At 35.9% G+C, this 16,107-nt stretch carries 17 protein-coding genes; 6 read left to right on the forward strand and 11 right to left on the reverse strand.

Going from position 1 to position 16,107, the window contains the following annotated elements; genetic code table 11:
• Positions 1-156: 156 nt before the first annotated feature.
• From NYR30_RS06515 to greA, 3 genes are all read right to left on the reverse strand, one after another.
• Entirely contained in the window at positions 157-522 is a 366-nt protein-coding gene (locus NYR30_RS06515; RefSeq protein ID WP_066111924.1) for a type II toxin-antitoxin system PemK/MazF family toxin, read from the reverse strand.
• Positions 516-782 carry an AbrB/MazE/SpoVT family DNA-binding domain-containing protein gene (locus tag NYR30_RS06520; protein WP_082966168.1) on the reverse strand — a complete coding sequence of 89 codons (267 nt, stop codon included), beginning with the start codon at positions 780-782 and terminating at the stop codon, positions 516-518. Before NYR30_RS06520 ends, NYR30_RS06515 begins: the two co-directional genes overlap by 7 nt.
• 156 nt (positions 783-938) lie before the next feature.
• The gene (gene greA / locus NYR30_RS06525; protein ID WP_066108889.1) at positions 939-1,415 is read right to left on the reverse strand and encodes a transcription elongation factor GreA; all 477 of its coding nucleotides are present in this window, start codon (positions 1,413-1,415) and stop codon (positions 939-941) included.
• 170 nt (positions 1,416-1,585) lie between these two features.
• On the opposite strand from greA, the gene dacB reads away from it, so the two are divergent.
• Positions 1,586-3,046, forward strand: coding sequence for a serine-type D-Ala-D-Ala carboxypeptidase (dacB, locus tag NYR30_RS06530; protein ID WP_156536710.1), 1,461 nt, complete (start codon positions 1,586-1,588; stop codon positions 3,044-3,046).
• 53 nt (positions 3,047-3,099) lie between these two features.
• Here dacB and purF read toward each other — a convergent pair whose 3' ends face one another.
• The 4 genes from purF to NYR30_RS06550 form a co-directional block, all read right to left on the reverse strand.
• The gene (gene purF / locus NYR30_RS06535) at positions 3,100-4,617 is read right to left on the reverse strand and encodes an amidophosphoribosyltransferase (RefSeq protein ID WP_066108884.1); all 1,518 of its coding nucleotides are present in this window, start codon (positions 4,615-4,617) and stop codon (positions 3,100-3,102) included.
• A gap of 11 nt (positions 4,618-4,628) precedes the next feature.
• Positions 4,629-5,144 carry a CvpA family protein gene (locus NYR30_RS06540; protein WP_066111929.1) on the reverse strand — a complete coding sequence of 172 codons (516 nt, stop codon included), beginning with the start codon at positions 5,142-5,144 and terminating at the stop codon, positions 4,629-4,631.
• A gap of 199 nt (positions 5,145-5,343) precedes the next feature.
• A complete protein-coding gene (locus tag NYR30_RS06545; RefSeq protein WP_066108876.1) occupies positions 5,344-6,360 on the reverse strand; it encodes a branched-chain amino acid aminotransferase in 1,017 nt (338 codons plus the stop codon).
• 167 nt (positions 6,361-6,527) lie between these two features.
• Positions 6,528-7,430, reverse strand: coding sequence for a LysR family transcriptional regulator (locus tag NYR30_RS06550; protein WP_302502387.1), 903 nt, complete (start codon positions 7,428-7,430; stop codon positions 6,528-6,530).
• 107 nt (positions 7,431-7,537) lie between these two features.
• On the opposite strand from NYR30_RS06550, the gene NYR30_RS06555 reads away from it, so the two are divergent.
• Both NYR30_RS06555 and NYR30_RS06560 read left to right on the forward strand, forming a co-directional pair.
• Positions 7,538-8,437, forward strand: coding sequence for an alpha/beta fold hydrolase (locus NYR30_RS06555; protein ID WP_066111934.1), 900 nt, complete (start codon positions 7,538-7,540; stop codon positions 8,435-8,437).
• 87 nt (positions 8,438-8,524) lie between these two features.
• Positions 8,525-9,448, forward strand: a complete 924-nt coding sequence (locus tag NYR30_RS06560) for an AEC family transporter (protein ID WP_066111936.1) — start codon at positions 8,525-8,527, stop codon at positions 9,446-9,448.
• Positions 9,449-9,596: 148 nt separating this feature from the next.
• Here NYR30_RS06560 and mdh read toward each other — a convergent pair whose 3' ends face one another.
• Positions 9,597-10,529: a malate dehydrogenase gene (gene mdh / locus NYR30_RS06565; RefSeq protein WP_066108864.1), complete on the reverse strand. Its 933-nt coding sequence runs from the start codon at positions 10,527-10,529 to the stop codon at positions 9,597-9,599.
• Between the two features lie 242 nt (positions 10,530-10,771).
• On the opposite strand from mdh, the gene argR reads away from it, so the two are divergent.
• The 3 genes from argR to ycaO all read left to right on the forward strand — a co-directional run bounded on the left by argR (position 10,772) and on the right by ycaO (position 14,077).
• Positions 10,772-11,236 (forward strand): transcriptional regulator ArgR, encoded by a 465-nt coding sequence (gene argR, locus NYR30_RS06570; protein ID WP_066108862.1) that lies wholly within the window; start codon positions 10,772-10,774, stop codon positions 11,234-11,236.
• A 20-nt stretch (positions 11,237-11,256) separates the two neighbouring features.
• Positions 11,257-12,147, forward strand: a complete 891-nt coding sequence (locus NYR30_RS06575; RefSeq protein WP_066111939.1) for a TIGR01777 family oxidoreductase — start codon at positions 11,257-11,259, stop codon at positions 12,145-12,147.
• A 184-nt stretch (positions 12,148-12,331) separates the two neighbouring features.
• The gene (gene ycaO, locus NYR30_RS06580; RefSeq protein ID WP_066111941.1) at positions 12,332-14,077 is read left to right on the forward strand and encodes a 30S ribosomal protein S12 methylthiotransferase accessory factor YcaO; all 1,746 of its coding nucleotides are present in this window, start codon (positions 12,332-12,334) and stop codon (positions 14,075-14,077) included.
• Positions 14,078-14,111: 34 nt separating this feature from the next.
• Here ycaO and NYR30_RS06585 read toward each other — a convergent pair whose 3' ends face one another.
• From NYR30_RS06585 to NYR30_RS06595, 3 genes are read right to left on the reverse strand one after another with little or no spacing between them, the layout of a single operon-like run.
• Positions 14,112-14,693 carry a hypothetical protein gene (locus NYR30_RS06585; protein WP_066111943.1) on the reverse strand — a complete coding sequence of 194 codons (582 nt, stop codon included), beginning with the start codon at positions 14,691-14,693 and terminating at the stop codon, positions 14,112-14,114.
• A gap of 59 nt (positions 14,694-14,752) precedes the next feature.
• The gene (locus NYR30_RS06590) at positions 14,753-14,995 is read right to left on the reverse strand and encodes a hypothetical protein (protein ID WP_066111945.1); all 243 of its coding nucleotides are present in this window, start codon (positions 14,993-14,995) and stop codon (positions 14,753-14,755) included.
• Positions 14,996-15,014: 19 nt separating this feature from the next.
• The gene (locus tag NYR30_RS06595) at positions 15,015-15,596 is read right to left on the reverse strand and encodes a hypothetical protein (protein WP_066111947.1); all 582 of its coding nucleotides are present in this window, start codon (positions 15,594-15,596) and stop codon (positions 15,015-15,017) included.
• Positions 15,597-16,107: the final 511 nt, after the last annotated feature.

Here is a 16,107-nt window from a genome sequence, read left to right on the forward strand (position 1 = left end):
TTTTTTCTCGTTAAAATTCGGTCGCTATGTTATCACAAAATTAGCTAACTTTCGTATAAATAGCCATTTTGCCGAAGATTTATGCAATTACTTTAATAAAAGAAACTATCTTAAAAACACAAGGGATTTAAAATCCCTTGTCTAAAAATCAGCTATCTATATTTGAGGATCAATTAAATCCACTAATTTCATCACCACTTCATCTACTAGATAAGGCTCTGCCGTCGTTGCAAATTTTGCTTCTCGTGCGACCAAATCTAAGGAGCGAATTTGATGGCAAAGTACAACACCAGTTACTTTACCTGATGCTATACTAGCCCCATCTAATACAACCGTTACACTTTGTGAGCGGGCTGCATTACCTCCTATTGAAATTGGGCAACACATTGCTACACCTAATGCCTTATTCAATGCTTGTTCCGAAATGACAATAAAATAATGGGGATTACGCAGTTCTTTTCCTGCTGTGGGATCTGGATCGACATACCAAATTTCCCCTTTCTTAGGAATGCGCATTACCATACTTCATTCCCTTTTGGTTCACCTTCTATCTCAATCATTTCAGTATTTAATGCCGCCACTTCTTCGCTATCAATACCTTCCAATAACTGAGCCACTGTTTTCCTGCCTCTAGGTTGTCGAGTCACTGAACTTAACACAACTTGATCACCTTGCTTTTCAATATTAAGAGTATGACCTGCTTCCCATCCCATTTGTGTTGCAATGGTATTCGGTACAGTCAAAATAATGGCGCCGCCTTGTTGTCTTAATCGTCCAATCATAATGCCTCCCATTGTGTTACTTTGTGTAACCCGATTATAGGACGGCAATTCAGTACTAGCAATTTTTTTGTTTGATTTATAAACAATACATTGCATAGATAACAAAAAAGGCTGCTTTGCAGCAACCTTTCCACTATTTTTATCAGATCGTGACAATTAACGATATTCTACATCAATAATATCGAATTCGACGGTACCGCCTGGTGTAACAATATTCACATTATCGTCCACCTCTTTACCAATTAAACCACGCGCAATTGGTGAATTAACAGAAATAAGTCCTTGTTTGATGTCTGCTTCATCATCACCTACGATTTGATAAGTTACTTCTTCTTCGGTTTCTGCATTCACTAACACCACTGTTGCACCAAAAATAACGCGTCCATTATTAGTCATTTTGGTCACATCAATAACTTGCGCATTAGCTAATTTACCTTCAATTTCTTGAATTCTACCTTCACAAAAACCTTGTTGCTCACGAGCTGCATGGTATTCTGCATTTTCTTTTAAATCACCATGTTCGCGTGCTTCAGCAATTGCCTTAATAATCTCTGGACGGCGTACATTTTTTAGAAATTCAAGCTCTTCACGCAGAAGATTCGCTCCGCGTACTGTCATAGGAATTTGTTGCATTATTTATGTCCTTCTTTACCCTACTATCAGTCAAAACAAAGCCACACCAGATGCGAATTTACACCTCGTGTGACATAAAATAATAAATAGTGATTTACGAAATCAACGAGAGCTATTATTATTTACCGCATTGCAAAAAATATCAATATCAAAAATTTTCGTTGTTTATGATGTTCTCAAAATCAATCCATTCACGTTTTTATAAATATACAGCTTTATTTCTTCCACTTACTGTTTGTTCCACTTTATCTCAATATAGTTTTGCTACCGTTGATGTGACGCCGATTATTCAACAATTGCCTAAAGGAGCAAGCGTTACCCTTGCAGCGAAGAATTTAGTGACAGGGCAAGTCAGTGCTAATTATCAAGGCGATGTTTTTATGTTGCCAGCGAGTACGCAAAAAGTGTTTACTGCTCTTGCCGCCAAATTATTACTCACCGATCAATTTAAGTTTCAAACCAGTTTACTCACTGATGGCAAAATTGAGGGTAATCGTTTAAAAGGCAACCTTATTGTTAAATTTAGTGGTGACCCAGATTTACGTAGCGGTCAGCTATATAGTTTATTAGCAGAATTAAAAAAACGTGGCGTGACTCAAATTGATGGTAGTTTAGTTTTAGATACCTCCATCTTTTCTTCCCACGATCGGGGCTTAGGCTGGATTTGGAATGATTTAACTATGTGCTTTAATGCGCCACCAGCTGCCGTTAATATTGATGGTAACTGTTTCTCTGTTAATGTTAATGCGAATGGCCCAGTTGGTAGTTTGGTGCGTGTTGATGTGCCATCGCAATATCCAATTCAAATGTTTAGCCAGGTCTATATTGTTAGTGATAGCGAAGCAGGCTATTGCCAATTCGATGTGGTCAGTAATGACAACAATCGCTATCAGCTTAAAGGCTGTATCCGTCGCCAGCCAAAAAGTTTTGGTTTAAGTTTTGCGGTACAAGATACCGATAGTTATGCCACTGCCGTTATCCAACGAATGTTGCGAAATCTTGGTATCTCTTATAATGGTCAAGTGCAAATTCCTTTCCAACCGCAACAAGGAACGGTTTTAGCGGTACATGAATCCAAAGCATTACCAGAATTGTTGAAAAAGATGATGAAACATTCGGATAACCAAATCGCAGATGCATTGTTTAGAACCATTGCTTATTACTACTATAAACGACCAGCTACTTTCCAATTAGGCGGTATGGCAGTAAGAAGTATTTTAGAAAAAAATACCAATATTCGTTTTGGCAACAGTATTATTGCTGATGGTTCCGGTTTATCGCGTCAAAATCTGATTAGTGCTAATACGATGCTACAAGCGTTGGAGTATATTGCTAAAAATGACAATCGACTCAATTTATTGCAGACTTTCCCAATTGCTGGGGTAGATGGCACCATTAGCGGTCGTGGTTCATTAATTAGTGCTCCACTGGTAAAAAATGTAATTGCCAAGACGGGTTCTTTAAAAGGGGTCTATAACCTTGCAGGTTTCTTAACTAATGCACGTGGCCAGCGAGTTGCTTTTGTGCAGTTTGTTAATGGTTATTCCACAGGTGATCTGGAAGATAAGACGCAACGCGCACCTTTAGTGCGATTTGAGTCACAGTTATATCGTTCATTATATAGTGATTAGCGAAAATGCCGCTAAATAGCGGCATTTACTTTATCTCAAGATAATCTTACCAATTAACTTTCACTATAAATCTCTAAATTTGTTGCTTCACTTTCTTGTTTCTTTTTACTACCATCATTACGCATTGCCGCAATTTTATCGAGATATTCTTGCGTAATATCGCCGGTAATATATTCTCCCGTAAAGACAGACGCATCAAAATCTTCAATTGCTGGATTTTCTTGACGAACAGCTTCTTCTAGCGCAGATAAATCTTGGAAAATTAATTTATCGACCCCAATCAATTTAGCGATTTCTTCAGTGGTACGATTGTAAGCAATTAACTCGTGTGAAGTCGGCATATCAATACCATACACATTTGGATAACGAATTTCCGGTGCAGCAGAAGCAAAATAAATCTTCTTCGCACCAGCTGCTCTCGCCATTTCGACAATTTGTTCTGAAGTCGTACCACGCACAATAGAATCGTCTACTAATAATACATTCTTACCTTTAAATTCCGAAGAAATTGTATTGAGCTTACGTCTTACAGAATTACGGCGTTGTGTTTGCCCCGGCATAATGAAAGTACGACCTACATAACGATTTTTCACAAAACCTTGACGATATGGTTTGTTCAATACATTGGCAATGCGCAACGCAATATCATTGGACGTTTCCGGCACTGGGATAATGACATCAATATCATCGAGGATATCACTCCATTCACGCGCAATCTTTTCACCAAGATATTCACCCATATGTACTCGCGCTGCATACACTGATACGCCATCAATATAAGAGTCCGGACGTGCAAAATAGACAAATTCAAAAATACAAGGTGATAACTTCGCATGATCTGAACATTGTTTAGAATACAATTTACCATCAAAGGTAATATAGATTGCTTCACCTGGATTAACGTCACGCACAAATTCAAAACCAACCGCATCTAATGCCACTGTTTCAGATGCGAACATATATTCAGTTTTACCCTGATCCTCACGCTTACCTAACACCAATGGACGAATACCAAACGGATCGCGGAAAGCAATCATTCCATGGCCAATTAGCATTGCTAAGCAAGCATAACCACCACGAATATCTTTGTGAGTACGTTGGATCGCATAGAAAATATCATCTTCATCTAATTCATGCTTATTAATCTGTTCTAAGTGATACGCCAAAATATTCAGTAATAATTCAGAATCAGAGTTGGTATTGACATGACGACGAGCCGATTTCAATAATTTGCTATTTAGCTCATCTGCATTGGTTAAATTACCATTATGCACTAACGTCAAACCATACGGATAATTCACATAAAATGGTTGCGCTTCAGATACACTTGAGCTACCTGCAGTTGGATAACGTACATGTCCTAAGCCCGCATGACCTTGTAAACGCAGCATATGACGTTGTTGAATAACATCACTCACTAACCCATTTGCTTTTCTCAGACGAAAACGATCCTCTTCATCTACGGTTACAATCCCTGCGGCATCCTGTCCACGATGTTGTAATACGATTAACGCATCATAAATTGATTGATTGACGATTGAATGTCCAAGAATTCCCACAATGCCGCACATTATATTTTCCTCTATGATGAAGTAACTAAATCAGAATAATTGATTAAATTTGAATTAATAAAACTGGAGTGGAGCTGTAATTGATGGAAGAACCAATCAACTACAAAGCCAAAGTGTGGAATCAATTTTGATTCTTTCCACCAATCACTTTGACTGAAATTGGTAAAGGTGTCTAAGAAGAATAACAACGCTGCAATAATTAACACGCCTCTTAATAGACCGAAACAGGCACCTAATACACGATCTGTACCAGATAACCCGGTTTTCTCGACTAATTGGGAGATAATGTAATTAATTAAACTACATACGATTAATGTTGCAATAAATAAAATAACGATTGCCGTACCATTGCGCAGATATTCTGATTCTATTTGTTGGAAAAACGCTGCAAGATAAGGGTAGAAATGACTTGATACAAAAAATGCAATTAACCAGCTAGCTAAAGATAAAACTTCTCGGACAAAGCCGCGAAACAAACTAATAATGACAGAAAAAGAAATAATACCAATAATAATATAATCAATCATTGTCAGATCTCTGTGACACAAAACGGCGTATATTCTACAAAAAAAGATAACGTTTGCGTAGTGCTATTTATGGGAATTCTGTAATTTCTCTGAAAACATTGACATCCTTTTCCCGTCAGCAAAACCTACACAACCCTAACGAAAAAACAGCCATAAAAAGTAATTTTTTATGGCTGCCTAATGACTTTAAATATAATGTTTATTCAACTTTAACAATCCAACCTTCTGGCGCTTCAATATCACCAAATTGGATACCGGTAAGTTCATTATAAAGCGCTTTAGTAACTGGGCCGACTTCAGTTTCTGAATAGAATACATGGAAATCATCGCCATTTTGGATACCGCCAATTGGACTAATTACTGCTGCTGTACCACAAGCGCCAGCTTCAGTAAAACGATCAAGTTGATTAATATAAACATCGCCTTCAATTGCTTTTAAACCTAAGCGTTTTTCCGCTAAATAAAGCAATGAGTATTTAGTAATACTTGGCAAAATAGATGGTGAGAATGGTGTCACAAATTCATTATCTTTAGTGATACCAAAGAAGTTTGCTGAACCCACTTCTTCAATCTTGGTATGTGTTGCTGGGTCAAGGTAAATACAATCACTAAAGTTACGTTCATGTGCATGATGGCCCGGTAACAAACTTGCCGCATAATTACCACCAACTTTCGCCGCACCAGTCCCTTGCGGCGCTGCACGATCATATTCAGATACAATAAAGTTAGTTGGTTTTAAACCACCTTTGAAATAAGCACCTACCGGACAACAGAACACAGTAAAGATATATTCTTTTGCTGGATGAACACCAATATTCTCACCAACACCAATTAATAATGGACGAAGATAAAGGGTTGCACCAGTTCCATAAGGTGCTACCCATTCTTCATTTGCTTTCACCACTTGTTTACAAGCATCAACAAACATTTCTACTGGTACATGTGGCATTAATAAACGATCGCAGCTACGTTGCATACGTTTTGCATTTTGATCAGGACGGAACAAATTGATTGAACCATCTTTACAACGATACGCTTTTAGACCTTCAAAACATTGTTGGCCATAATGTAATGCTGGCGCCCCTTCATGTAAAACAAGGTGATTATCTTGAGTTAATTTCCCTTCTGACCATTTACCATCTTTCCAATGTGCAATATAGCGATAGTCAGTTTTGATATAACTAAATCCTAAATTTTTCCAATCAATATCTTTCATATAAAACCTTCTTAATATGTTGTGTTATCTGCAACTGCAAACTAATCTACACCATAATCACAGCATTGCAACCTTTTCATTGTCTAGATTGATTTTTTTCTATGCAAATCGGACAAGCGGTCAAATATTGTGTTCCTAACTGCCATCCAATATGGCTTTTCACATAGTTATACAGACAACTCATTGTGTTTTTCTAATAAAAACTCAATCAATGTCCGTACTCGACGGATTTTTTGGCTATTTTGTGGATAATAAACATAGGTAGGCGCAAAGCGTTTCCAATACGGTTTTAAAATAGGAACCAGCTCACGAGCGTGATGTTGCCAAATAGGTTCAAATAGCTGAATAAACCCTAAATTCTGACGTGCTGCATCAATCAGCATTGACGTGTCATTACAAATCATCATTGGTTTTAGATCAATAGTGTGTAATACATTCTTTACATTGAGTTGTATTGGATGCAGACGGTTTGCGGTAATAAAACGAAAACCAATCCAACGATGCACAGACAACTCTTCTGGAACTTTTGGTGTGCCAAATTGAGCGAGATAATCGGGTGAAGCATAAAGCCCCTCTAGCACACTTGGAAAAATTTGCCGAGCGACCATTCCTTCTTCTACACTATCACCAAAACGAATGCCAACATCATAACCTTGTTCAATAAGATTCACTGTCGCATTGTCAATTGAAATATCTAAATGAATTTTTGGATAACGATGACAGAATTCCGCATAAATAGGTTGCAACACCATATAATAGGCTGTTTGCGATAAGGTAATCCGTACTGTTCCGCTCGGTTCACCACTCTTATTTTGCACGCTTTCAAAAGCAGTTTGTAAAATCTCCATTGCTTTATCAGTTTGCGACAATAATTGCATTCCAGCTTCAGTTAATTGAATTTGCCTAGTAGTACGAATAAATAATGGCGCACCAATTTTTTGTTCTAATAATTTGAGCGATTTACTTACTGATGGCGCCGCAATCGCTAATTTTCTTGCTGCACCGGTAATACTTCCTTCTTTAGCAATAGCTAAAAAGACAACTAATTGTCCATATTCTGATTGATTCATTATTAGCTCCAGGCTAAAAGTCTTTGAGTTTATTATAGCTTAATTATTCAAGATATGAGTATGTAGAATAATTGTCACCAGGCAAACTACTATCTAAGGAGTCATTTATGTTTAAGCAATTACAAAGCTATTTTCCTTCATTTAAAGACGGTTTTTTCACCACCAGCGATAATGTAAAAATTCACTACATTGAAGCAGGTACAGGCGAACCATTAATTCTTACTTCCGGTTGGCCAACTACACCTTGCATTTTTGCCTATAACCTTGAGGCACTCGCTAAACATTATCGAGTGATTGCAATTGAAACACGTGGTACTGGTGAATCGGAAAAAGTCACATATGGCTACCGAGTTTCCCGTACTGCAAAAGACGTTTACGATATGCTAATCGCACTTAGTATTACAAAAGCAAATTTTATCGGACACTCAATGGGTTGTTCGACTTTATGGGCATTTATTGATTTGTTTGGTCAGTCAATGATTAATAAGTTGATCTTAGTGGATCAATCACCATGGCTATGGAGTAATGTAGCTGAAAGTGATGAATCAATGGATTTACATGCAGGCCATCGTGGCAATCCTTATGGGCTTTATAATGCATTTGTGCAATCGTGGGATGCAGGAAATGCTGAATATGCTAAACCTGAATATTGGCCAACTGGATGGACATCTATCGAACGCAGTACAAAAGATGGTCTAAAAGTAATGGCTCTTGAAGAAGAATATCGTCAACAAAACAATTATCCAAGAGAAGCGCTAGCACGTTTATTGGTCAATCACTATATGACAGATTGGCGCGATATTATACAAATCATCAGTGTACCAACCTTAATTATTACAGGTTCTTATTCACATGCTATTAATGCCCAAACTACCGAATGGATGCACAACGCTATCAAAGGTAGTAAACTTATCGTGTTCGGTGATAATGAAGGCGGTAACCATATTATGATGGCAAATAGCCCTGAAAAATTTAACCGAGAAGTACTAAATTTCTTAACTAAATAAATGATACAAGCAGTCGGATTTGCTTAATTTTGCAAATAGTTAGGGAAATCTGACTGCTCAATGGAGTGACCTCTGAATGAGGATTTTATGATTAGCTTATTGCTTGCCAACACTATTTTTCAGCTATTCTTGGTGATGTTTTTCGGTTATCTGCTCGTCAAAACCAAAATTGTTAATCCATTTGAGAGCACTGTATTGTCAAAACTCTCACTCTATTTGGTAATGCCTTGCGTGATTATCAGCTCCTTCCAAGTGGAATTTAAACCCGAAGTACAACAAGGTTTGCTCCTTACCACAGGAGCAGCAGTGGTTATCCATTTTTTGTTAATCGTATTTGGTACACTGCTTGGCAAAATGGCAAAGTTTGATGAAATTGAGCAAGCTTCGGTGGTGTACTCTAACGCAGGTAACCTGATTATTCCTATTGTAATGGCAATTCTTGGTTCCGAATGGGTGATTTATTCCATGACCTTTGTATCTGTGCAGATGATTTTACTTTGGACACATTGTCGAATGCTATTTACTAAAGGTGTTACCTTTTCGCTACGTTATATCTTACTTAACATCAATATGATGGCAATTTTGATCGGTGTAATCATGCTGTTAGCTGGCATAAAACTACCAGATACTATCAATAACACTTTTGCTACTGTTGGCAGTATGCTTGGCCCGCTTTGTATGTTGATTACAGGAATGATTGTAGCGGGAATGAATTTAAAGTCCGTCTTTTCCAACAAAAAAGTCTATCAAATTGTTGCGCTTAGAATGGTGATTTGCCCATTGCTAATTTTAATGCTGTTTAAACTAACAGCAGCAGAAACCTGGACGCCTTATGGTAAAGAGCTGTTACTGATTACTTTTTTAGCAACTGCTGCACCTACTGCTTCTACCATTACGCAGTTTGCTCAGCTAAGCGGCAAAAATGCTCAATATGCAGGCGCAATTAACATTATTTCTACATTCGTCTGCATTATCACAATGCCGATTTTTGTCTATTTCTATCAAAAATAGATTAAGAAGATGCTATTGATGTTTATAGCGGCAATATCGTGAGTGCTAAGATCATCATAATGATGATTAGAATATTCCTGCTCCAATACACATAAAAAAAGTGCGGCTAACTTACCGCACTTCTCTTGTTTATTAAATCGACCAAAACTTATTTAACAAAGTTTTCGCCTAATTCAATATCTGCTTTTAAGGTTGGTAACATTGCTTCAACCGCAGCTTGTTCAAATGCGCTTAATGGGCCAATTGGAAGTAATTCTTCCACACCTTCTTTACCTAAACGTACTGGTTGTGCAAAGAAGCGAGCATATTTACCATCGCCTTCAACATAAGTACATTCAACCACTTTTTCACCATTTAATGCACGAACAAGTGAAAGAGCAAAACGTGCAGCAGCTTGTGCCATTGATAATGTAGCAGATCCGCCACCAGCTTTCGCATTAACTACTTCAGTACCTGCATTTTGGATACGTTTTGTTAATGGTTCAATTTCTTCATCTTTCCAAGAAACATAATGCACTTGTGATAATAATGGAAGAATAGTTACACCTGAGTGACCACCGATTACTGGAACTTGTACTTTGCTTACATCAACATTTTTCAATTCTGCTACGAAAGTTTCAGAACGGAGAGTATCTAAAGTAGTCACACCGAATAATTTACGTTTGTCGTAAACACCAGCTTTTTTCAACACTTCTGCAGCAATTGCAACAGTAGTATTTACTGGGTTAGTAATAATACCTACACATGCTTTTGGACAAGTAGCTGCTACTTTTTCAATTAAGTTTTTCACAATACCTGCGTTGATATTGAAAAGATCTGAACGATCCATACCTGGTTTACGTGCTACTCCTGCAGAAATTAATACTACATCTGCACCTTCAAGTGCTGGAGTTGGATCTTCACCAGCAAATCCTTTTACATTTACTGCAGTTGGGATATGACTAACATCCACTGCAACACCTGGTGTTACTGGTGCAATATCATATAATGCTAAATCTGAACCTGCTGGTAATTGGATTTTTAACAATAGTGATAATGCTTGACCGATTCCGCCTGCCGCACCTAAAACAGCAACTTTCATTTCATACTCCTTATTGGTTATATCAAAAATAATATTAAGAATTTTATGCCTCATCACTGACTTTTTCAAATAAATAAATTCAATATTGAGAGCTACTCCACATTTTCCAGTAAAAGTCATTTTGGCGTTTAAAAAGTTACTCGCTTATTGCTATTTATGCAGTTATAATTCAAATTTAATCCATATTTCTGCATTTTTATGCAAAATTTATGCAATTTTTACTTTATTGATTCTTGATTCGTATGGAAAATAAACAAGAAAAATTACTTTCAGCATTTAAATCTTTATTAGCAGAAGAAAAATTCAGCTCGCAAAGCGAAATTGTCAATACATTAACAGAAATGGGCTTTACTAATATTAATCAATCCAAAGTGTCCAGAATGTTAGCGAAATTTGGCGCAGTGCGGGCAAGAAATACTAAAATGGAAATGGTCTATTGTTTGCCGAATGAATTGAGTGTACCGACAACATCTAGTCCATTAAAAAATTTAGTTTTAGATATCGATCACAATAACTATTTAATTGTGATTAAAACGAGTCCCGGTGCTGCACAACTAATTGCACGCTTATTAGACTCAGTAAGTAAAGCAGAAGGGATTTTAGGGACAATCGCTGGCGATGATACGATTTTTGTATCCCCTACCAACGATATTCAAATTGAGCAACTTATAGAGAATATTCAAGCTTTATTCAACGATTCTCTATAATTTTCAGAAGGAGAACGGGTATGAATATACTAATTACTGGCGGTACAGGCTTCATTGGCAAAACGTTACTTAAACAACTGGACAGTGAAGGACATCAACTGACATTATTTTCACGTTCTCCAAAAAAATATAGCGCACAAATTCCAGCAAATACTCATCTGATTTCTTCATTAGATACGTTTGAAAATTTAGATGATTTTGATGCTGTGATTAATCTTGCTGGTGAACCTATTTTTAATCACAGTTGGAGCGCTGCTCAAAAACAAAAATTAATTGATAGCCGTATCCAAATTACCACCAAACTTGCTGTTTTAATTAATCAAGGAACTAACCCTCCACATACCTTTATTTCGGGTTCAGCAATTGGTTATTATGGTGATCATCCTCAACTTACTATGACTGAAAAAATGCCACCTGCTGACGATTTTTTAGGTAAGTTATGTAAACAATGGGAAGATACTGCTTTAACGGCAAATACTCGTGTTTGTTTATTACGAACAGGCTTAGTTTTAGGCAGCTATGGCGGTGTACTCGGTCGTTTATTGCCTTTATATAGCCATTGGTTAGGTGGAAAGATTGGCGATGGACAACAATATTGGTCATGGATTAGCTTGCCTGATATGGTCAATGCCATTCTCTTTTTATTGAAAAATCCTGACTGTAGCGGCGCGTTTAATATGGTATCGCCAAATCCTGTCACTAATCAGGAATTTAATGCAACGTTAGCTAGACTAATGAAGCGTTCAGCTATTCTGCATATTCCTGCTGCAGTGCTTAAAACGTTACTCGGTGAACGCGCTTGTTTATTATTGAATAGTCAGAAAATTTACCCTGAAAAATTACTAAAATCAGGCTTTCAATTTGAATGTCCAACCTTAGAAGCCACTTTAAGTAAAGTGCTTAACAATTAAGCAATTTAGAATTTGTTAATCAATGAAATAGCTTGCGGGAGAGATACTTCTCCCGTACTATGCTATGCTGAAACTTGAACATATTGATGATCGCTATCTTTTTATTTTCGCTTTGACAATAGCATCTTTATCTTCAATAGAATCAATATGTTCCAAATAATAATAACAACATAAGGATAATGTTATGACAGAACAAACTTTTATTTTAGGCAAAGATGCCGCATTAGAAGATTCCATTGCAACCTTCCAACAAAAATTAAAAAATCTTGGTTTTAATATTGAAGAAGCTTCATGGTTAAACCCAGTACCAAATGTTTGGTCGGTGCATATTCGCGACAAAGACTGTCCACAATGTTTTTCTAATGGTAAAGGAGCAAGCAAAAAAGCCGCACTTGCATCTGCATTAGGTGAATATTTTGAGCGTCTTTCAACTAATTACTTTTTCTCTGATTACTATTTAGGTAAAGCCGTTGCTGAAGGAGAATTTGTTCACTATCCAAGTGAAAAATGGTTCCCGATCGAAGATCCAGATTTACTTCCTGCCGGCATTTTGGATGAACAATTATTAGATTATTTCGATCCAAACCAAGAATTAACGCCTGATCTATTAGTGGATATTCAATCAGGTAATGCAGAGCGTGGTATTGTCGCTTTACCTTACGTACGTCAATCAGATCAAAAAACTATCTATATTCCACAAGCGATCATCAATAATCTTTATGTATCGAATGGAATGTCTGCTGGTAACACAATTAATGAAGCTAGAGTGCAAGGCTTATCTGAAGTCTTCGAACGCTATGTAAAAAATAAAATTATTGCTGAAGCTATTAGCCTGCCACAAATTCCAGCAGAAATTTTGGCGAAATACCCTTCTGTACAAGAATCTATTGCCAAATTGGAAGAAGAAGGTTTCCCAATTTATGCGTTTGATGCTTCTTTAGGCGGACAATATCCTGTTATTTGTGTGGTATTGTTGAACCGTAATAATGGCACTTGCTTTGCCTCTTTCGGTGCTCACCCTAACTTTGCCGTTGCATTAGAACGTACCGTAACTGAATTATTGCAAGGTCGCAGCTTAAAAGATCTTGATGTGTTCTCTCCACCATCATTTAATAATGATGACGTTGCAGAGCATGCAAATCTTGAAACCCACTTTATTGACTCAAGCGGTTTAATCTCTTGGGATCTCTTCAAACAAGAAAGCGATTATGAATTTGTTCATTGGGATTTTTCGGGTACTACAACGGAAGAATTTGCTAATTTAATGGCGTTATTCCAACGTGAAGAGAAAGAAGTCTATATTATGGATTATCAACATCTTGGCGTATATGCTTGCCGCATTATTGTGCCGGGAATGTCTGATATTTATCCGACGGACGATTTAATTTATGCCAACAATAATATGGGTATGGATTGGCGCGAGATCTTATTAGATCTACCAAACTTCCATCACGATCAAGAAACCTATCAAGAATTGTTAGAAGAGCTTGATGCGCAAGGAATTGATGATGCTACTCGTGTACGTGAATTTATTGGTATTGTGGCACCGAAAAATACTAGCTGGCAAACCTTGCGTATTGGTGAATTAAAATCAATGCTCTATTTAGCGGTTGGTGATTTGGAAAATGCACTTGAATGGGCAACTTGGACCTATCAAATGAACAGTTCAGTATTTAACGCTGAACAAGCCAATTATTACCGTACTTTAATCAGCAGCTTAGAACTCTTCTTAGATGAAACTCGTGATCCTGAACAATATCGTGCGGTATTTGAACGTATGTATGGTGAAAAAGCAGTGGAATTCGCTTGGAATGCGATTAATGGCGGTAATCCATTCTTCTTATTACCAGCGAGCGATGAAACCTTAGCAAACTTCGCTGAACATCAAAAATTATTACAAGCTTATCAAAAATTACAACGAGCTAAATAATTGATATACACCCCGCTTTAAGTGGGGTGTTGTTTTAAGTATTCTCAATTTCCTTCTCTAAATTATTTAACTCTCTCTTATATCTTTCCCTATAATTTTTATCAAAAAAGTACCTAATTATTAACATAGCTAAAATGAGTGCATCAGTAATAAACCATGTAAATAAAAGATTTGAATGTGACAAATACCATATTCCAGGAAAAGTAAAAGAAAATACTAAATTACTCATTCTTTCTGAGCTTGTCATTCCTGATTTCACAGTATTATATGACACATCTATATCATAGATTATGTAATATAAAAGGACAGAGAAAAACATCACTATAAATATATATATAAAAAGAAACTTTATTTTATTATCATAATGAAGTCTTTTAACAAAGAAATTCAAAAAACCAAACTTACTCCAAATAAAGAAAATATAAAAGAAAGAAAAAAACACATTCATAATTATTAAACTATAGCGTTGAATTTCTATCAAAATCTCTTTTGACAATTCTCCATTTAAAAAAAGAAAGTTAAATATCAAAGACCAAACTCCCCCTAATAAAATGGTTAATAAAAAAATTTTACCTGTGAATTTTCTAGTTTTTCTATTCAATTCTGATTCAAGCACAAATAACACCTACAACTATATAAAAATATCAATCTTAAAAGATCATATGATAAGTTCTATTAAAAAATATGTTTATCTTTGATAACAGCCGCTGAAAAACCACTACTTGTTTCTAATTGTTGATGAACCACCTCAAAATTAGACGTAAAGTACTCAATATCTTGTTGAGTAAAATTACCTTCTTTTATTAGAGAATCTTGAATATCGTTTTTATCAAGTCTATGACCACTTTCGTCAAAAAAATCAGTGTATGCTGCTGCACTTAATAAAGCTTTATCTTGTAGTGTTTCATGCTCATTCATTGGCTATCCCTCTATTTATCTAAAAATTATATTGCATAACTTTCATTGAATACTCCTGTGAACTATTTTTATCACATTCTACCTCATTAGAACCCGGTCCAAATAAAGTCCAATATTGCCCAACTACTTTTTCTGCACTGAGAATTGTTTTTTGTAATTCCAAATCATACATAACAAAATAATATGTAATGAAGATGTTTAAATAATTCTGTTCACTAAAATAAGTCGCTATTTTTGTTTTTAAATTTACACTGTTAAGTTCATACACTCTATTATTTATTTTAATAGTTTGTGGAATCAATTTTTTTTCGAGAGAGGTTAAGTTGTAATTCGGTGTAAATAACCGCATAGATTCATCTGCATCTTTGATTGGTCTTAACGTCTCAATGCCTTTTTGTTTTTTCCATTCTCCTACCGACATAAGTACCTTAGTTGTATCGCTAGCCATTGCACAACGTATTGGTGTAGTGACTTCGGCAATAATTCGATCATAATTAATAAGTAGTAATAATATTATAAACACAACACAACAAATATGATTAGATGCTAATTCTAACCCTAAATGAAAAATGCTATTGGAATATTTAAATATTTTCTTCATAGATGAAATATCTCTTATCTTATACAAGGGATACTAATTAATAATTACAATAAACAACCTAACATTGAATAAATGCGGAATGTTCTTTCTCTATCAACTTTTGTTAAAACTTCCAAAAGTAATCAAGATATAACTCTAACTAAAACATCATAAGCCAATTAAGTGGGCATTCAAAACGAAATAACGTATCCAGAAATCAGTATATAAGAATAGAATAGTTCTCTTATCCAAATAGTAATTATTATAAAAAAACCTCGCCAAGCGAGGTTTCTCTAGTTAATTCTAAAATGATAAGGATTACTCCCACTCTATTGTGTCAATAAAAATTAAAATCAATTAAATCAATAATATAAATTAAAACGCATTAACAAATACCGTCATTTATACCGTCAATAAAAATTAATTGGTTTAAATCACACTTATACTAGTAAAATCATATTAATTTTATTTGCCAGTTATTTGATTATATCCACCATACCAAGATGTGGTCGCCCCATTATTAAATGACTTA

Source organism: Gallibacterium salpingitidis (assembly GCF_030517105.1).
In the GTDB taxonomy this organism is placed as follows: domain Bacteria; phylum Pseudomonadota; class Gammaproteobacteria; order Enterobacterales; family Pasteurellaceae; genus Gallibacterium; species Gallibacterium salpingitidis.